General features: G+C 69.1%; 12 protein-coding genes. 7 read left to right on the top strand and 5 right to left on the bottom strand.

The genetic code is table 11. The features are described from left to right. Positions 1-43: 43 nt before the first annotated feature. From rplK to ACEZDG_RS07690, 7 genes are all read left to right on the top strand, one after another. Positions 44-478, top strand: coding sequence for a 50S ribosomal protein L11 (gene rplK, locus ACEZDG_RS07720; protein WP_380504393.1), 435 nt, complete (start codon positions 44-46; stop codon positions 476-478). Positions 479-576: 98 nt separating this feature from the next. Beyond that, complete coding sequence (gene rplA / locus ACEZDG_RS07715; RefSeq protein ID WP_380504390.1) at positions 577-1,299, top strand: 50S ribosomal protein L1; 723 nt, start codon at positions 577-579, stop codon at positions 1,297-1,299. Positions 1,300-1,439: 140 nt separating this feature from the next. Continuing rightward, on the top strand, positions 1,440-2,300 hold the full coding sequence (locus ACEZDG_RS07710) for a hypothetical protein (protein ID WP_380504387.1): 861 nt from the start codon (positions 1,440-1,442) through the stop codon (positions 2,298-2,300). 333 nt (positions 2,301-2,633) lie between these two features. Beyond that, positions 2,634-3,197 (top strand): 50S ribosomal protein L10, encoded by a 564-nt coding sequence (rplJ, locus tag ACEZDG_RS07705; protein WP_380504384.1) that lies wholly within the window; start codon positions 2,634-2,636, stop codon positions 3,195-3,197. 89 nt (positions 3,198-3,286) lie between these two features. Then, the gene (gene rplL / locus ACEZDG_RS07700; protein WP_380504382.1) at positions 3,287-3,670 is read left to right on the top strand and encodes a 50S ribosomal protein L7/L12; all 384 of its coding nucleotides are present in this window, start codon (positions 3,287-3,289) and stop codon (positions 3,668-3,670) included. Between the two features lie 727 nt (positions 3,671-4,397). After that, positions 4,398-7,871 carry a DNA-directed RNA polymerase subunit beta gene (gene rpoB, locus ACEZDG_RS07695; protein ID WP_380504379.1) on the top strand — a complete coding sequence of 1,158 codons (3,474 nt, stop codon included), beginning with the start codon at positions 4,398-4,400 and terminating at the stop codon, positions 7,869-7,871. 103 nt (positions 7,872-7,974) lie between these two features. Beyond that, positions 7,975-11,874, top strand: a complete 3,900-nt coding sequence (locus tag ACEZDG_RS07690; RefSeq protein ID WP_380504376.1) for a DNA-directed RNA polymerase subunit beta' — start codon at positions 7,975-7,977, stop codon at positions 11,872-11,874. 76 nt (positions 11,875-11,950) lie between these two features. Here the strand turns inward: ACEZDG_RS07690 and ACEZDG_RS07685 are convergent, their stop codons facing one another. From ACEZDG_RS07685 to ACEZDG_RS07665, 5 genes are read right to left on the bottom strand one after another with little or no spacing between them, the layout of a single operon-like run. Continuing rightward, positions 11,951-13,324, bottom strand: coding sequence for a M48 family metalloprotease (locus tag ACEZDG_RS07685; protein ID WP_380504373.1), 1,374 nt, complete (start codon positions 13,322-13,324; stop codon positions 11,951-11,953). 59 nt (positions 13,325-13,383) lie between these two features. Then, entirely contained in the window at positions 13,384-13,938 is a 555-nt protein-coding gene (locus ACEZDG_RS07680) for a Pycsar system effector family protein (protein ID WP_380504370.1), read from the bottom strand. Positions 13,939-13,956: 18 nt separating this feature from the next. Further along, a complete protein-coding gene (locus tag ACEZDG_RS07675) occupies positions 13,957-14,982 on the bottom strand; it encodes a PE-PGRS family protein (protein ID WP_380504367.1) in 1,026 nt (341 codons plus the stop codon). A gap of 58 nt (positions 14,983-15,040) precedes the next feature. Further along, positions 15,041-17,404: a hypothetical protein gene (locus tag ACEZDG_RS07670; protein WP_380504364.1), complete on the bottom strand. Its 2,364-nt coding sequence runs from the start codon at positions 17,402-17,404 to the stop codon at positions 15,041-15,043. Next, on the bottom strand, positions 17,388-18,230 hold the full coding sequence (locus tag ACEZDG_RS07665; protein ID WP_380504362.1) for a hypothetical protein: 843 nt from the start codon (positions 18,228-18,230) through the stop codon (positions 17,388-17,390). The genes ACEZDG_RS07670 and ACEZDG_RS07665 overlap by 17 nt, the downstream gene beginning before the upstream one ends. Positions 18,231-18,292: the final 62 nt, after the last annotated feature.

The raw sequence follows: 18,292 nt of genomic DNA, 5'->3' as shown, positions 1-18,292 counted from the left end.
GCGTGCCGGTCGGGAACACCTCTCGTAAGGACCCGGAGAGAGCATGCCTCCCAAGAAGAAGAAGATCACAGGGCTGATCAAGCTCCAGATCAAGGCGGGCGCGGCCAACCCCGCGCCGCCCGTCGGCCCCGCGCTGGGCCAGCACGGCGTCAACATCATGGAGTTCTGCAAGGCCTACAACGCGCAGACCGAGTCGCAGCGCGGCATGGTCGTGCCGGTGGAGATCACGGTCTACGAAGACCGTTCCTTCACCTTCATCACCAAGACTCCGCCGGCCGCTCGCCTGATCCTCAAGGCCGCGGGCGTGGAGAAGGGCTCCGGCGAGCCGCACAAGACCAAGGTCGCCAAGATCACGGCTGCCCAGGTCCGCGAGATCGCCACGACCAAGCTGCCCGACCTGAACGCCAACTCCCTGGAGCAGGCCGACAGGATCATCGCCGGCACCGCCCGGTCGATGGGCATCACCGTCGAGGGCTGAGTACCCCTCAGCCCCAGGTACGGCAGTGCATGAAAAGTGGTAGGGCCGAGCGCGGTCCGCAGCCACCACAACTCCACTTGATATCCACAGGAGCAGCAGTGAAGCGCAGCAAGGCTCTGAACGCCGCGGCGGAGAAGATCGACCCCGCGCGTCTGTACGCCCCCCTCGAGGCCATCCGCCTCGCCAAGGAGACGTCCACCTCCAAGTTCGACGGCACCGTCGAGGTCGCCATGCGTCTGGGTGTCGACCCGCGCAAGGCCGACCAGATGGTCCGCAGCACCGTCAACCTCCCGCACGGCACCGGCAAGACTGCCCGGGTCCTGGTCTTCGCGACCGGTGACCGTGCCGCGGCTGCGGAGGCTGCGGGCGCCGACATCGTCGGCTCCGACGAACTGATCGACCGTGTCGCGAAGGGCTTCCTCGACTTCGACGCCGTCGTGTCCACCCCGGACCTCATGGGCAAGGTCGGCCGTCTGGGCCGCGTGCTCGGCCCGCGTGGCCTGATGCCGAACCCGAAGACCGGCACCGTGACCCCGGACGTGGCCAAGGCCGTGACCGAGATCAAGGGCGGCAAGATCGAGTTCCGCGTCGACAAGCACTCGAACCTGCACCTGATCATCGGCAAGGTGTCCTTCGACACCGAGAAGCTGGTCGAGAACTACGCCGCCGCCCTGGACGAGGTGCTCCGCGCCAAGCCGTCCGCCTCCAAGGGCCGGTACATCAAGAAGATCGCGCTCAGCACGACGATCGGCCCCGGCATCCAGGTCGACCCGTCCCGCACCCGGAACCTCCTCGTCGAGGAGGACCCGGCGGCGGTCTGATCCTCGCGATCGGAACGCAGTCGCGTTTTCGACGGGCCGGTCCCTCTTCCGTAACGGAAGGGCGACCGGCCCGTCCGCGTGTCACACCCCCGGTGTAGCTTCGTGGAAGAGGTCTCACACGAACCACAGGGGGAATCCACATGCGCACTGCCCGAGCACTCTGTCTGGTCGCCACGGCAACCCTGGGCCTGGCGGCCCTCACATCCTGCTCCGCCGCCTCGAAGGCCACTGACAAGGCGACCGGGAGCGCCAAGGGCGCGGTGGCCTCGGTGGCCGACGCGATGTCGCTGACCAGCAAGCAGACCGCCAAGTACACCTCGATGAAGATGAAGATGACCGAGGTGGTGCCGAAGGTCGGCACGATCACGGCCTCCGGCGAGATGTCGCGCGACCCGCTCGCCATGCGGATGACCATGTCCAACCCGCAGTTGACCAGCGCGCTGGGCGCCGCCTCCATCCAGATGATGATGAGCGGCAGCACCATGTACATGAACCTGGGCAGCTCCGGTGCCAAGCAGCTCGACGGCAAGCACTGGATGAAGATGGACTTCGCCTCGCTCGGGGCCCAGGGCAAGGCCCTCTCCGACGCGATGAACAAGAGCAACGGCCAGGACCCCAGCGACGCGGTCAAGCTGCTGACCTCTTCCGGCGACATCAAGAAGGTCGGCCAGGAGACCGTGGACGGCGTGCCGACCACCCACTACGCGGGCACGGTCGACATGAAGAAGCTGGCCGACCAGGAGGCGGGCGCGGACAGCGGCCTGAAGAACATCATCGACCAGGCCGGGCAGTTGGGGATGAGCACCGAGAAGGTGGACATCTGGATCGACTCCCGCAGCCTCCCGGTCAAGGTGCACGAGACCGCAAGCACCACGCAGGGGAATGTCGACATCACCGTCGAGTACTCCGACTTCGGCACCACCCCGGTGAAGATCACCCCGCCGCCGGCCAGTGACACGGTGGACTTCGCCACCATGCTCAAGGATGCCAAGACCAGCTGAGCGACGGCCCGGTGGGCGATTTGCCCACCGGGCCCCTCATCCCGTACGTTGGTGAATGCCAAAGACCGCTGGTTGTTGCCGCGTGCCCTGCGAGGGGTGGCGTGGTGACCGAAGGATCCGCGAAGGATGCGGACGACCCGCGCAGGATGGATGAGGACAATCGCGCTCCGCGTGCGTGCCGCAAGGCATGTCACACGTCGAGCATGTTGAAGCCCCGTGCGCCTGCGCCGGGGCTGTCGTATTTCTCCGAGCACTTTCTTCCGGCGGGACGGGCGTAGCAGGTCGACTCAACGGTCGGCCACGCATCGACATCACGGAAGGAGGCGTAAGCCTATGGCAAGGCCCGACAAGGCTGCCGACGTCGCAGAGCTGACGGACAAGTTCCGCGGTTCCAGCGCGGCCGTGCTGACCGAGTACCGCGGTCTGACCGTGGCGCAGCTGAAGACGCTGCGTCGCTCGCTCGGCGACAACGCCAATTACGCCGTGGTGAAGAACACGCTGACCAAGATTGCGGCCAATGAGGCCGGGATCTCTGAGCTCGACGACCTGTTCACGGGTCCGACGGCTGTCGCCTTCGTCGCCGGTGACCCGGTGGAGTCGGCGAAGGCTCTGCGTGACTTCGCCAAGGAGAACCCCGCACTGATCATCAAGGGCGGTGTCCTTGACGGTAAGGCGCTGTCCGCCGATGACATCAAGAAGCTCGCGGACCTCGAGTCCCGCGAGGTGCTGCTCGCCAAGCTGGCGGGTGGCCTGAAGGCGTCGATGGCCAAGGCCGCCGCCACCTTCCAGGCCCCCCTCACGGAGTTCGTCCGCACTGCGGAGGCGCTCCGGGCCAAGGTCGAGCAGGGCGGTGCCGGTACGCCGGCTCCCGCCGCCGAGGACGAGGTGGCGGAGTAGCCCTCCGCCTTCCTCCTGCCTCGCAGCGGGCCCGTACGCCCGCCTATCCGTACATCCGGCACCTGCCGAAATAGTGGAAGGACGCCATCATGGCGAAGCTGTCCCAGGACGAGCTGCTCGAGCAGTTCGCGACCCTGACCCTCATCGAGCTCTCCGAGTTCGTCAAGGCGTTCGAGGAGAAGTTCGACGTCAAGGCTGCCGCCCCGGTCGCCGTCGCCGGTGTCGCGGGCCCCGGTGCCCCGGCCGAGGCCGAGGAGGAGCAGGACGAGTTCGACGTCGTGCTCACCGCTGCCGGTGACAAGAAGATCCAGGTCATCAAGGAGGTGCGCGCCCTCACCTCCCTCGGCCTGAAGGAGGCCAAGGACCTCGTTGACGGCGTGCCCGCCACCGTCCTGGAGAAGGTTGCCAAGGACGCCGCGGAGAAGGCCAAGGCCGCTCTCGAGGCTGCCGGCGCTTCGGTCACCGTCAAGTAGTCTCGGCTGCCTGACTGCTTTTCCGGCCGGGTCGGCCACCCTCACGGGTGGCCGACCCGGCTTTTTGCGTTCCCGGCGAGCTGCCTGCTGGGATGATTTATGACGATTCGCCACTTCTGTCGCCAGGCTGCTCCCCATGGAGCGCCGGGGCGAGTATGGTGATCGTCGTCGCTGCGGGTACGACCTGTCCGCGGCGGGCACCGCGCAGCGGTCGCCGAGCGGCCTACCCCACCAGGGCAGTCGCCCGGCCCGGCCGCCGGCCCAGGGCCCCTGTTGCAGGCTCGCCCTTGACGAACCGGACGCGGCGCGCAATTCTCAGGACGAGGGATTCCGGACCGTCCCCCGCAGAATCTGCGGATGGCAGGCATGGAACCCGGGTGTGGTGGGGAATACACACCAGGTAGGCAGTGACCGCCCCAGGGGGCGCCCTCGGAGAGGGTGATCCCGCGAGGTAGGGAGTTCGACGATTCGGTCTCCGAATCCGGACTGGACAGCAGTGTGCCGTGTGGCTACACTGTCCCTTTGCGCTGCCTTTTAGCTGCTCCGTGACTCGACCCCCGGTGACAGCACTGCCCCGACCAGGGGTGGCACCCCGTTTGCGCACTGGCTCTGACCAGGAGATCCATTCTTCTGGCCCAGCGGCTCGTGTGGAAGCGCGGATGCTACCCGTGCGACGGGTGGGCCCGGTACGCGCGTAGTGAGTCCGAGCCCTCGGAAGGACCCCCTCTTGGCCGCCTCGCGCAACGCCTCGAACAACTCCGCATCCACCGCACCGCTCCGTATTTCTTTCGCGAAGATTCGTGAGCCCCTCGAGGTTCCCAACCTCCTCGCCCTGCAGACCGAGAGCTTCGACTGGCTCCTCGGCAATCAGGCGTGGAAGGACAGGGTCGAGGCGTCACTCGCCGAAGGACACGACGTCCCGCAGAAGTCAGGTCTGGAGGAGATCTTCGAGGAGATCTCCCCGATCGAGGACTTCTCCGGTTCGATGTCGCTGACCTTCCGCGACCACCGCTTCGAGCCCCCCAAGAACTCGATCGACGAGTGCAAGGACCGCGACTTCACGTTCGCGGCCCCGCTCTTCGTCACCGCCGAGTTCACCAACAACGAGACCGGCGAGATCAAGTCGCAGACGGTCTTCATGGGCGACTTCCCGCTCATGACCCACAAGGGCACCTTCGTGATCAACGGCACCGAGCGTGTCGTCGTATCGCAGCTGGTGCGCTCCCCGGGCGTCTACTTCGACACCACCCTGGACAAGACGTCCGACAAGGACATCTACTCCGCCAAGGTCATCCCCTCGCGCGGTGCCTGGCTCGAGCTCGAGATCGACAAGCGCGACATGGTCGGTGTCCGCATCGACCGCAAGCGCAAGCAGTCGGTCACCGTGCTCCTGAAGGCCCTCGGCTGGACCTCCGAGCAGATCCTGGAGGAGTTCGGCCAGTACGAGTCGATGCGCGCCACCCTGGAGAAGGACCACACCCAGGGCCAGGACGACGCACTGCTCGACATCTACCGCAAGCTGCGTCCGGGCGAGCCGCCGACCCGTGAGGCCGCGCAGACGCTTCTGGAGAACCTCTACTTCAACCCGAAGCGCTACGACCTCGCCAAGGTCGGCCGGTACAAGATCAACAAGAAGCTCGGCGTGGAGCAGCCCCTCGACGGCGGCGTCCTCACCACGGACGACATCCTTGCCACGATCAAGTACCTGGTGCAGCTGCACGCGGGCGAGACCGAGACGGTCGCGCCCAACGGCAACACGATCGTCGTCGAGGACGACGACATCGACCACTTCGGCAACCGTCGTCTCCGCAACGTCGGCGAGCTGATCCAGAACCAGGTGCGTACGGGCCTCGCCCGTATGGAGCGCGTGGTCCGGGAGCGGATGACGACCCAGGACGTCGAGGCCATCACGCCGCAGACCCTGATCAACATCCGGCCTGTCGTCGCCTCCATCAAGGAGTTCTTCGGCACCAGCCAGCTGTCCCAGTTCATGGACCAGACGAACCCGCTGTCGGGGCTGACCCACAAGCGTCGTCTGTCCGCGCTGGGCCCCGGCGGTCTGTCCCGTGAGCGGGCCGGCTTCGAGGTCCGTGACGTGCACCCGTCCCACTACGGCCGGATGTGTCCGATCGAGACCCCGGAAGGCCCGAACATCGGCCTGATCGGTTCGCTCGCCTCCTACGGCCGGGTCAACGCCTTCGGCTTCGTGGAGACCCCGTACCGCAAGGTCGTCGAGGGCATCGTCACCGACGACCTCGACTACCTCACCGCGGACGAGGAGGACCGGTTCGTCATCGCCCAGGCCAACGCGCCGCTGACCGATGACAACCACTTCGCGGAGGGCCGCGTCCTGGTCCGCCGCCGTGGCGGGGAGATCGACTACATCCCCGGCATCGAGATCGACTACATGGACGTCTCGCCGCGGCAGATGGTGTCGGTCGCCACCGCGATGATCCCGTTCCTCGAGCACGACGACGCCAACCGCGCCCTCATGGGATCCAACATGATGCGCCAGGCCGTCCCGCTGCTGAAGAGCGAGTCGCCGCTGGTCGGCACCGGCATGGAGTACCGCGCCGCGGTCGACGCCGCCGATGTCATCGCCGCCGAGAAGTCCGGTGTGGTCCAGGAGGTCTCCGCGGACTACATCACGGTGGCCAACGACGACGGCACCTACACCACGTACCGCGTGGCCAAGTTCACCCGCTCCAACCAGGGCACGGCCTTCAACCAGAAGGTCATCGTGGACGAGGGCGCGCGGATCGAGGTGGGCCAGGTGCTCGCCGACGGTCCCTGCACGGACCAGGGCGAGATGGCGCTCGGCAAGAACCTGCTCGTGGCGTTCATGCCGTGGGAGGGCCACAACTACGAGGACGCGATCATCCTGTCGCAGCGCCTCGTGCAGGACGACGTCCTCTCCTCGATCCACATCGAGGAGCACGAGGTCGACGCCCGTGACACCAAGCTCGGCCCGGAGGAGATCACCCGGGACATCCCCAACGTCTCCGAGGAGGTCCTCGCGGACCTGGACGAGCGCGGGATCATCCGGATCGGCGCCGATGTCACCACCGGCGACATCCTGGTCGGCAAGGTCACGCCCAAGGGCGAGACCGAGCTCACCCCGGAGGAGCGCCTGCTGCGCGCCATCTTCGGCGAGAAGGCCCGTGAGGTCCGCGACACCTCGCTGAAGGTGCCGCACGGCGAGCAGGGCAAGATCATCGGCGTCCGCGTCTTCGACCGCGAGGAGGGCGACGAGCTGCCGCCCGGCGTCAACCAGCTGGTCCGGGTCTACGTGGCCCAGAAGCGCAAGATCACCAACGGTGACAAGCTGGCCGGCCGCCACGGCAACAAGGGTGTCATCTCCAAGATCCTTCCGGTCGAGGACATGCCCTTCCTCGAGGACGGCACCCCGGTCGACATCGTCCTCAACCCGCTGGGTGTCCCGTCCCGAATGAACCCGGGACAGGTGCTCGAGACCCACCTCGGCTGGCTCGCCAAGACCGGCTGGGACGTCTCCGGCCTCAGCGAGGAGTGGGCCCGCCGGCTCCAGAAGATCGGGGCCGACAAGGCCGTCGGTGGCACCAACCTCGCCACCCCGGTCTTCGACGGCGCCCGCGAGGACGAGATCACCGGTCTGCTGGACCACACCACCCTCACCCGGGACGGCGACCGCCTGGTCGGCTCCTCGGGCAAGGCGCGGATGTTCGACGGCCGCTCCGGCGAGCCGTTCCCGATGCCGGTCTCGGTCGGCTACATGTACATCCTCAAGCTGCACCACCTGGTCGACGACAAGCTCCACGCCCGTTCGACCGGACCGTACTCGATGATCACCCAGCAGCCGCTGGGTGGTAAGGCGCAGTTCGGTGGTCAGCGCTTCGGTGAGATGGAGGTGTGGGCGCTCGAGGCATACGGAGCCGCCTACGCCCTCCAGGAACTCCTCACCATCAAGTCCGACGACGTGCTCGGCCGCGTGAAGGTCTACGAGGCCATCGTCAAGGGCGAGAACATCCCCGAGCCCGGCATCCCCGAGTCCTTCAAGGTGCTCATCAAGGAGATGCAGTCGCTCTGCCTGAACGTGGAGGTGCTGTCGTCCGACGGCATGTCCATTGAGATGCGCGACTCCGACGAGGACGTGTTCCGCGCCGCCGAGGAGCTCGGTATCGACCTGTCCCGGCGAGAGCCGAGCAGCGTCGAAGAGGTCTGACGGAGGTCTCGGGTCGGCGCTGAGAACCAGCGCCGGCCCGTCACCCCCAGGACCCCCTCAGACCAGCGTTAAACTTCGACCCCGAAGGTGGGACTGACGACCCGTGCTCGACGTCAACTTCTTCGATGAGCTGCGAATCGGCCTTGCGACCGCTGACGACATCCGTCAGTGGTCCCACGGCGAGGTTAAGAAGCCCGAGACCATCAACTACCGCACCCTCAAGCCCGAGAAGGACGGACTCTTCTGCGAGAAGATCTTCGGCCCCACCCGGGACTGGGAGTGCTACTGCGGTAAGTACAAGCGTGTCCGCTTCAAGGGCATCATCTGCGAGCGCTGCGGCGTCGAGGTCACTCGCGCCAAGGTGCGTCGTGAGCGGATGGGCCACATCGAGCTGGCCGCCCCTGTCACGCACATCTGGTACTTCAAGGGCGTGCCCTCACGCCTCGGCTACCTCCTGGACCTTGCCCCCAAGGACCTCGAGAAGGTCATCTACTTCGCCGCCTACATGATCACGTGGGTCGACGACGAGCGCCGTACCCGTGACCTGTCCTCGCTGGACGCCCAGGTGTCCGTCGAGCGGCAGCAGATCGAGCAGCGCCGCGACTCCGACCTGGAGACCCGCGCCAAGAAGCTCGAGGGCGACCTCGCCGAGCTCGAGGCCGAGGGCGCCAAGGCGGACGTGCGCCGCAAGGTGCGCGAAGGCGCCGAGCGCGAGATGAAGCAGCTCCGTGACCGTGCCCAGCGCGAGCTGGACCGGCTGGACGAGGTGTGGGCCCGCTTCAAGACCCTCAAGGTCCAGGACCTGGAGGGCGACGAGCTGCTCTACCGCGAGCTGCGCGACCGCTTCGGCACGTACTTCTCCGGTTCGATGGGTGCCGCGGCGCTGCAGAAGCGCCTGGAGACCTTCGACCTGGAGGAGGAGGCCGAGCGCCTCCGCGAGATCATCAAGACCGGCAAGGGCCAGAAGAAGACCCGGGCGCTCAAGCGCCTCAAGGTCGTCTCCGCGTTCCTGCAGACCACCAACAAGCCCTCGGGCATGGTGCTGGACTGCGTCCCGGTGATCCCGCCGGACCTCCGCCCGATGGTGCAGCTGGACGGTGGCCGCTTCGCGACCTCCGACCTGAACGACCTGTACCGCCGCGTGATCAACCGCAACAACCGGCTCAAGCGTCTGCTCGACCTCGGCGCCCCCGAGATCATCGTGAACAACGAGAAGCGGATGCTGCAGGAGGCTGTCGACGCGCTGTTCGACAACGGCCGCCGCGGTCGCCCGGTCACCGGTCCCGGCAACCGGCCGCTGAAGTCCCTGAGCGACATGCTCAAGGGCAAGCAGGGCCGTTTCCGCCAGAACCTGCTCGGCAAGCGGGTCGACTACTCGGCCCGTTCGGTCATCGTCGTCGGCCCGCAGCTCAAGCTGCACCAGTGCGGTCTGCCGAAGGCCATGGCGCTGGAGCTCTTCAAGCCGTTCGTGATGAAGCGCCTGGTGGACCTGAACCACGCGCAGAACATCAAGTCGGCCAAGCGCATGGTCGAGCGCGCCCGCCCGGTGGTCTGGGACGTCCTCGAAGAGGTCATCGCCGAGCACCCGGTGCTGCTGAACCGTGCGCCCACCCTGCACCGCCTCGGCATCCAGGCCTTCGAACCGCAGCTGGTCGAGGGCAAGGCCATCCAGATCCACCCGCTCGTCTGCACCGCGTTCAACGCGGACTTCGACGGCGACCAGATGGCCGTGCACCTTCCGCTCTCCGCGGAGGCGCAGGCCGAGGCCCGCATCCTGATGCTGTCCTCCAACAACATCCTGAAGCCGGCCGACGGTCGCCCCGTCACCATGCCGACCCAGGACATGGTGCTGGGCCTGTTCTTCCTCACCTCGGAGCGCGACCCGGAGACCCTCCGCGGTGTCGGCCGCGCCTTCGGTTCGACGCCGGAGGCCGTGATGGCCTTCGACGCCAAGGACCTGGACCTCCAGGCCGAGATCGACCTGCGCCTCCCGCTGGGCACCGTCCCGCCGCGTGGCTGGGTCGCCCCGGTGGACGAGGACGGCAAGCCGACCTGGACCGAGGGGGAGCAGCTCCGGCTGCGGACGACCCTGGGCCGCGCGCTCTTCAACGAGCTGCTGCCCGAGGACTACCCGTTCGTCGAGGAGGAGATCAACAAGAAGCACCTCTCGGCGATCGTCAACGACCTCGCCGAGCGGTACCCCAAGGTCGTCGTCGCGGCGACGCTGGACAACCTCAAGGCGGCCGGTTTCCACTGGGCCACCCGGTCCGGTGTCACCGTCTCGATCTCGGACGTCGTGGTCCCGCCGAACAAGCCCCAGATCCTCGAGGGCTACGAGGAGCGGGCCGAGAAGGTCCAGAAGCAGTACGAGCGCGGCCTGATCACCAAGGACGAGCGCCAGCAGGAGCTCGTGGAGATCTGGACCAAGGCCACCGCCGAGGTCGCCGAGGCGATGAACGCGAACTTCCCGAAGACCAACCCCATCTTCATGATGGTGGACTCCGGGGCTCGCGGAAACATGATGCAGATGCGTCAGATCGCCGGTATGCGTGGTCTGGTGTCCAACGCGAAGAACGAGACCATCGCGCGACCCATCAAGGCGTCGTTCCGTGAGGGCCTCTCCGTGCTGGAGTACTTCATCTCCACCCACGGTGCCCGTAAGGGCCTCGCGGACACCGCCCTGCGTACCGCCGACTCGGGCTACCTCACCCGTCGTCTGGTCGACGTCTCCCAGGACGTCATCATTCGCGAGGAGGACTGCGGCACCGAGCGCGGTCTCAAGCTGCCGATCGCCGACCTCGGCGCCGACGGCGTGCTGCGCAAGCGGGACGACGTCGAGACCAGCGTGTACGCACGTGCGCTGGCCGAGGAGATCGTGGTCGACGGCCAGGTGCTGGCCCCGGTCAACACCGACCTGGGCGACGTCCTGATCGACGAGCTGATCCGTCTGGGCATCTCCGAGGTCAAGACCCGCTCGATCCTGACCTGCGAGTCCTCCGTCGGCACCTGCGCCATGTGCTACGGCCGCTCGCTGGCCACCGGCAAGCTGGTCGACATCGGTGAGGCGGTCGGCATCATCGCCGCCCAGTCCATCGGTGAGCCCGGCACCCAGCTGACCATGCGCACCTTCCACACCGGTGGTGTGGCCGGTGACGACATCACCCAGGGTCTGCCCCGTGTGGTCGAGCTGTTCGAGGCCCGCAACCCGCGTGGTGTGGCCCCGATCAGCGAGGCCGAGGGCCGGGTCCGGATCGAGGACACCGACAAGACCCGCAAGCTCGTCATCACCCCGGACGACGGCAGCGAGGAGATCCCCTACCCGATCTCCAAGCGCATCAAGCTCCGGGTCAGCGAGGGCGAGCACGTCGAGGTCGGCCAGCAGCTCACCGCGGGTACCGTCAACCCCCACGACGTGCTGCGCATTCTGGGCCAGCGCCAGGTGCAGATCCACCTGGTCGCCGAGGTCCAGAAGGTCTACAACTCGCAGGGTGTGTCGATCCACGACAAGCACATCGAGATCATCATCCGGCAGATGCTGCGCCGGGTCACGATCATCGAGTCCGGCGACGCCGAGCTGCTGCCCGGCGAGCTGGTCGAGCGCGGTCGCTTCGAGACCGAGAACCGTCGTGTGGTGTCCGAGAGCGGCCAGCCCGCCTCCGGCCGTCCGCAGCTGATGGGTATCACCAAGGCCTCGCTGGCGACCGAGTCCTGGCTGTCCGCCGCCTCCTTCCAGGAGACGACCCGGGTGCTCACCGACGCGGCGATCCACGCCAAGTCGGACCCGCTGCTGGGCCTCAAGGAGAACGTCATCCTCGGCAAGCTCATCCCGGCCGGTACGGGTCTTCCCCGCTACCGCAACATCCGGGTCGAGCCCACCGAGGAGGCGAAGGCCGCGATGTACTCGGCCGTCGGCTACGACGACATCGACTACTCGCCGTTCGGCTCCGGCTCCGGCCAGGCAGTGCCGCTGGACGACTACGACTACGGCCCCTACACGGGCTGACCGGTCGGCAGTACCGTTCGAGCCGCAGGGCGGCCACTCCGGATCACCGGGGTGGCCGCCCTGCGGCGTTTCCCCCTCAGGAAGCCTGCGGCAGGAAGGCCTCCAGCTGCCGCAGGCGAGTGTGGTAGTCCGGGTGCGAGGACAGCAGCTTGGAGGCGAGGCTGGGACGCTGCAGCGCGCTCGCGCCGAGCTGCCGCTGGGCCTCGATCTCCTCGCCGTGGACCTTGGTCAGCACCTGGATCATGACCTGGGCGAAGCCCAGCTCCGCGGCCTTCTGGTCGGCCCGCATCTCCGCCTTCCGGCCGACGGCCGCCAGCAGGTACGGGGCCACCAGCACCAGCAGCAGCGGCCAGAAGGTCAGCGCCAGCCCGATCAGGGCGCCGGCCGCGACGATGATGATCGCCGCGCCCAGGCAGAAGAAGTACTGCGCGAGCCGCACCGCGAGCGAGGTCACCTTGCGCAGCAGCTGCCAGGCCAGCCGCCCGGGCAGCGAGTACCACAGGCCCAGCAGGTTGGACCAGGCGTGGCCGCCGGTGTGGTGGCCGAGCTCATGGGCGAGCACCCCGGCCAGCTCGGCCGGTGGCAGCGTGGTCATCGAGTAGTGGGTGACTCCCACGATATGGCCGGCCGCGGCATAGGCGTTGAGGTCGGCGCTGTCCTCTATCCACAGGTCGTAGTTCGAGCCCTCGATGCCGGCTCTGGTGGTGACCTCGCGCCAGATGGGGTTGAGCCAGTCGAGCTCCTTGCGGGTCGGGTAGCGCAGGTTGAGCAGGTAGCGGGCGAAGAAGCGCTCGGTCGGGCGGTGGAAGACCAGCGCGCCGGAGGCCAGCCAGGCGATCACCACCACATAGGTGAGGACCGTGGGCAGGATGCTGGCCAGGATGTAGACGACCAGGAAGCTGCAGATGAAGTTGGGCAGGTGCAGCAGCAGCCCGCTGATCGCGGCGGCGTCCGCGCCGCGCTGGCGGGCGGCCATGTGCGTCCGGCCGGTGCTGAAGGTGAGCTGGTCGGTCTCCAGGCCCGAGTCCTCGGCGGCGGGCGCGGGTGCGGGCGCCGGGGGCGCGGGCGGTGCGGCGGCGGGGGGCTGGAACGCGTGCTGCGGCGGGGGCAGCAGCAGGACCGGCTCGCCCTGCGGGTACTCCGGCGGGGCCGAAGGGTACGGAGCCGCGGGGGACGGCGCCGTCGGGTACGGGGGCGCGGCCGGGGCCGGCGCCGCGGCCTGTGCTGCCTGCGGGTACGCCGGCGCTGACGGGTAGTCCGGGGCGGCCGGGAACGCTGTGGCGGTCGGGTACTCGGGCGCGGTCGGGTAGGCCGGCGGGGCCGGGAACTCCGGGGCGGCGGTGGGGTACTGGGGCGGCGTCAGGTCCTGTGCTGCCTGCGCGGCCTTCGGGTACTCGGGGGCGGCCGGGTACTCCGGTTCCGTCGGGTACTGCGGTGGTTGGTCCATCATGGGCCTCTCGGTTCAGGATCGGTGCTGTGCGGGGTTCTGCTGCGGAGGGTCGTGGGAGGTCAGCCGGCGATCAGTGCGAAGGCCAGCAGCACCGCGCTCAGGCCGAACGCGGCGAGACCGGTGCGTACGCACTGGTGCTTCCGCGCGACGATCAGGCTGTTGCTGGTGAGCGAGGTGAGCAGGGCCGCCGAGGCGTCCCGTTCGGTGTCGGCGAGGGCGTCCGCGAGCCGTCCCAGCGCCGCCGCCTGGTTGATGTCCTGGAAGTAGGTGAGCGGGAGCCCGGGACGCCAGCCGCTCTTCCGGTAGCGGGGCCGGATCGCCAGCAGCAGCGCGACCAGCGCCACGCCCAGGCTCACCGTCCCCAGCCACCAGGCCGTGGCCGGGACCGGTCCGAGCCGGCCAGGGGACCAGTCGTGCCCGGTCAGCAGTCCGCCCACCAGCCCCGCGGCGATGCCGAGCGTCGCCACCAGCACGGACGCCTTGTTGTCCGCGCGGACGATCTCGTCGCGCAGCTCGGCCAGCAGCCGGGTACCGGCGGCCGTGCCGCTGCCGGCACTGACGCCGCTGCCGGTGCCCGGTGCCCGGGTCTGCTGCGGGGGTACGTCGGTGGACATGGCCGGCTCTCCCCGCCGTCAGCTGGACGGCTGCTGGTCGGCGGCGGACGGCCCCGGAGCCGTCGGGTAGCCCGGGGGCAGCTGCGGCTTGGGCGGCGGATCCGAGGGCCGGGGCGGCGCCGAGGCCGGGGCGAGGATGTGCTTCAGCTGCCGCAGTGCCTCCTTGGCCGGCTCCTCCAGTTGGAAGTCCTCGAAGGTGCCGTTCTCGATCATGTTCTCGATCAGGTGCATCTGGTTCTGGACCTGGATCTGCTCGTCCTGCCGCAGGCTCTCCAGGGCGTGCCGCATGTCGTCCGGGTGCTGGGCCACCTGCAGCGCCCACTGCTGGATGCCGCCCCGCTCCAGGTAGTAGCGGTAGAAGTCGGCCTTCTGGGCCAGCAGCGCCTGCTCCTGCTGGGCCCGCAGCTGCAGGTACTCGAACTCGGGGGTGGCGGCCTGCATGTCGTACTTGATGCCGCGCAGCCGGGACTGGTGCTCGCGGGCCGCGGCGTCCAGGTCGAGCCGGGCGGTGCAGGTGATCCGCAGGCCGACGTCCTCGGCGATCGGCCGGCTGTACAGGCTCTCCTGGACGGCGGACTCGGCGTCGGCGCTGTCCTCGACCGAGAACTTCCGGCTGGCCGCGCGCATCAGGCTCTGGATCCGCGGCGAGATCATCGCCGGCACGTCCCTGATGCCGCTGCTGACGACCAGTGCGGGGGAGGAGACCTGCCAGGTGACGTCGATCTCGGCCTGGAACGAGAAGGCGTCGCCCTGCGAGGGGAGCGAGTGCACCAGTTCCAGGTGGTGGATGCCCATGTCGACCTCGTACACGGTGCGGTAGCCCCGGGCGGTGAGTTCGGCCCGGCCGGGCCGGAGCGGCGGCAGGAAGGCGTCGAGCTTGCCCGAGCCGTCGCTGAAGACGAGGGCCCGGTCGGCGTTGGCGGTGGGACGGCGGGTGAGGTGGTCGATTCGTGACACCTGGCGGACGACCGCGACCGGGTCGACGATCGCGCTGTTGCGGCGAGCGGACTGGCTCCACTCGGGAATCTGCCGGAAGTCCGGCATGGTGGTCCTCCTGTGCTGGACGGAACTGTGGGTGCGGCAGCTCTGCGGAACAGCGCCCTCAGAACTGCTGGTTCGGGTCGGGGTCAGGCAGGTCGGCGGCGAGCAGCAGACGTCGGCTGATCCGCGCCAGCGGGGTGTCCTTGTTCGCCTCGGCGAGGGTCCGGACCAGGTGGCTCAGCCGCAGCCGGTCGTCCTCGCTCACCGCCAGCGCCCGGAGCAGCGAGGCGATGCCCTGTTCGGCCTCCGGATCGCGCTCGGCGGTGCGGATCCAGTGCCGCAGCAGTTCCCTGGCCTGGTCGGTGTGCTGCGGTTCGGCGAGGGCGGCCCACCAGAGGCAGACCAGGTGCTGCCGGTCCTGCGGCTCCTCGGCCTCGGCCAGCGTGGTCACCGAGGGCGGCCCGCCCGCGGTGGCCGCGCCCAGGGAGTACCAGCGCAGCAGCGAGGGCCAGCTCAGCGGGGTGCTGACGGCGTCCTCCGAGTACCAGCCGGCCCGCAGGAAGGCGATCAGCGCCAGGCCGCGCCTGGGGCCGCGGGGTTCCAGCCAGGAGACCAGCCGGGCCAGCACCAGCGAGCGGCTGGTGGTGACCAGCAGCAGCGAGGTGGCGCTCTCCAGGGCGTCCACCTCCTCCGCGCCCGGGTCGGAGTCCGGCTGGGTGACCAGGTCGCCGAGGTCGCGCAGGGCCTCCTCGGGCGCCACCGAGCCGATCAGGCCGTGGCCGCGGATCCCGGTCCAACGCACCCGCTCGTCCTTGCTGAGGCACCAGCCGCGCAGGATCTGCGGCACCGCGACGGCACCGGTGGACCAGGCCAGCAGGGTGAGCGTGTTCGCGGCCTGCAGCCGCAGGGTGAACAGCGGCGACGAGGCCCAGGGCTGCAGCAGCCGGGGCATCACCGAGGGCAGGTCCACCGCGGCGAGCACGGCGGTGGCACTGGCCGCGCGGGTGCGCACCAGCGGGTCGGCGCTCCCGGCGAGGTCGCTGATCCAGTCGATCAGGGCGGGCCGGGCCGAGGGGTGGCCGAGCCAGACCTCGCGCAGCAGCGCGGCCCGGATCCGCTGGTCGTCGAAGGTGGCGATCTGCTGCGGCAGCGGCCCCCAGACGGTGGGTTCGTTGCGTTCGGTCAGGGTGGCCCTGGCCGACTCCAGCCGCTGACGCGCGGTCAGCCCGAACACCGGTGTCTCGGCCGGCTTGTCGGGCTTCTCGATCTGCTGCAGCCGGGTGTGCAGTTCGTCCCCGCGCTCGGCCGCGAGCGCGTAGGCGGACCCGTCGAAGACGGCCAGCGAGACCAGGAAGGCCCGCTCGCGGAGCGTGGTGTCGGTGTCGGCGAACCACTGCGCGACCTGATCGTCCACGGCGCCCTGGTCGAGCTCGGAGAGCTCCTCCTCGGTGGCCTCCCCGAACGAGTAGCGGGCCAGGACCTGGGCGTACTCCTTGATCTCCTGCGGGGTGCGGGTGCTGCTGAGGAAGCTGAGGGTGGCCGGCAGCGCCAGCAGTTCGTCGACGCCCAGCGGCTCGGGACGCAGTGCGGGCAGCGCCTGGTCGTCCGGCTCCCCGGGCAGCCAGCTGAGCTCCAGCCGGACGTGGGCGGTGAGCATCGCGGTACCGGTCGGCGGGGTCCAGGCCGCGGTCCAGCGGTTCCGCCTGAGGTCGGCCAGCAGCGGGGAGTCCTCGGTGGTGATGACCAGGTAGCCGCCGTCCTTGGCCAGCTTGGTGCGCAGCGTGCGCAGCCGGTCCTCGGACAGCCGCCGGTTCCGGCTGACCGGGAGGTCCCACAGCACGTAGCCGGGCGCGGGCTCGGCCTGGTTCAGCATGTCGTCCGGGCCGACGCTGGTGTCCAGCACCCGTACGGTGCGCACCTCCAGGGCGCGTAACAGCGCCTTGGAGGCGGCGCTGCGCCCGCTCGACTGCTTTCCGGTCAGCACCAGCACCCGTGAGTCGCGCAGGCAGGCCAGGGCGGCCTCGAAGGCGTCGCCCTGCTGGAACACCTCCATCAGCCGGTCGATCTCGGCCGCGGTGACCTCGCCGGCGTAGCGGGGGCCGCTCCCGCCGGGGGCGTTGTGGTGGTGCACCTCGGTCTTGTTGCCGGTGAACACGTCGCCGTGGACCCGGCCGCCGGAGACCGTGTGCTGGTCGCCGCCGATCAGATGGCCGCCGAAGCCGGGTGCGCCGCCGGCGAAGAGGGTGCCGTTGAAGGAGGGCGGCAGGTGGTCGAACAGCTCCTGGGCGGCCTCCCAGGCACCCTGCGGCGGCGGGCCCGCGGCCTGGTCGGCGGCCTCGGGCTCCTGCTCGGCACCCGCCTTGGCCTCGGCCTTGGCCCCCGCCTTCGGGCCCGCCTTGGCATCCGGCTTCGGATTCGGACCGGGGCTCGCCGCGGCGTCGGCGGCCTTGGCGGCGTTGGCCTCGGCGTCAGGATTGCTGCTCATCGGATCCCTTGTCGGTGCTCTTGTTGCCGAAAACGACGTCTCCGGTGACCTGGCCGCCCGAGACCATGGTCTGCGGGCCGGCGATCAGGCTGCCGCCGAAGGACGGTGAACCGCCCAGGAACTGGATGCTGTTGCCCGCGCCGGGCGGCTGTTCGGCACGCTGGTCGGCCTGCTGCCCGGTCGGCTGGTGCGCGTCCGTCGGCTCCCCTGTGGTCGACGGACGCTGCGGCGGTGTCCCTGCGACGGGTGGCGCCCCGTGCACCCAGGCGGAGAGCTGCCCCTCCTTCCCGGTGATCAGGACCTCCTGGAACTCCTCGGGACGCACCCCGGGATAGCCGTGCCGGACGGTGCCCCGGTACACCGACTCGGACACGCACAGCACGCTCTGCCCGGTGCGGTCCCGGAGCGCGACCCGCAGCACGTCCGAATTCAGCAGCCGGAACGCCTGGTTGAGGTCCCCGCCGACGACGCCGCCGATCACTCCGGCGATCTCGTGCAGGGCCACCTCGCCGGAGGCGAGCACGATCCGCAGCCTGACCTGGGTGCTGCTGGCGGCGACCCGGTTGTAGCCGTGCAGGATCGCCGGGGTCTCGGTGAGCAGGGCTTTCAGCAGCCGGGTCTTGGGCACGGCCGGGTCGATCAGGCTCAGTACCGAGTCGCCCCGGTCCTCCAGCCGCAGCGCGGTCTGCTCGACCTCCGCCCGCTCCAGCGTCTCCCTGACCACGTCGTAGAGCACCCGCCGCATGAAGGTCTGCTGGACGTCGTCGTGCTTTCCGAATCCCTCGATGTCGAACAGCAGGATGGTTCGGTTGGTGGGTTCTGGCATGGCTGCCTCTCGACGGTTCGCCGGTTCGGAAGCAGCTTGGCGGGAACCCGCCGTACCAGGGA

It is taken from the genome of Streptacidiphilus alkalitolerans (assembly GCF_042511045.1).
Lineage (GTDB): Bacteria > Actinomycetota > Actinomycetes > Streptomycetales > Streptomycetaceae > Streptacidiphilus > Streptacidiphilus alkalitolerans.
This window is presented reverse-complemented; position numbering and strand designations above follow the sequence as displayed.

Excerpts from the sequence above, each read along its gene's own strand:
- rplK (WP_380504393.1), top strand. The coding sequence starts at position 44 with ATGCCTCCCAAGAAGAAGAAGATCACAGGGCTGATCAAGCTCCAGATC.
- ACEZDG_RS07710 (WP_380504387.1), top strand. The coding sequence starts at position 1,440 with ATGCGCACTGCCCGAGCACTCTGTCTGGTCGCCACGGCAACCCTGGGC.
- rplJ (WP_380504384.1), top strand. The coding sequence starts at position 2,634 with ATGGCAAGGCCCGACAAGGCTGCCGACGTCGCAGAGCTGACGGACAAG.
- rplL (WP_380504382.1), top strand. The coding sequence starts at position 3,287 with ATGGCGAAGCTGTCCCAGGACGAGCTGCTCGAGCAGTTCGCGACCCTG.
- ACEZDG_RS07685 (WP_380504373.1), bottom strand. The coding sequence starts at position 13,324 with ATGATGGACCAACCACCGCAGTACCCGACGGAACCGGAGTACCCGGCC.
- ACEZDG_RS07680 (WP_380504370.1), bottom strand. The coding sequence starts at position 13,938 with ATGTCCACCGACGTACCCCCGCAGCAGACCCGGGCACCGGGCACCGGC.
- ACEZDG_RS07675 (WP_380504367.1), bottom strand. The coding sequence starts at position 14,982 with ATGCCGGACTTCCGGCAGATTCCCGAGTGGAGCCAGTCCGCTCGCCGC.
- ACEZDG_RS07670 (WP_380504364.1), bottom strand. The coding sequence starts at position 17,404 with ATGAGCAGCAATCCTGACGCCGAGGCCAACGCCGCCAAGGCCGCCGAC.
- ACEZDG_RS07665 (WP_380504362.1), bottom strand. The coding sequence starts at position 18,230 with ATGCCAGAACCCACCAACCGAACCATCCTGCTGTTCGACATCGAGGGA.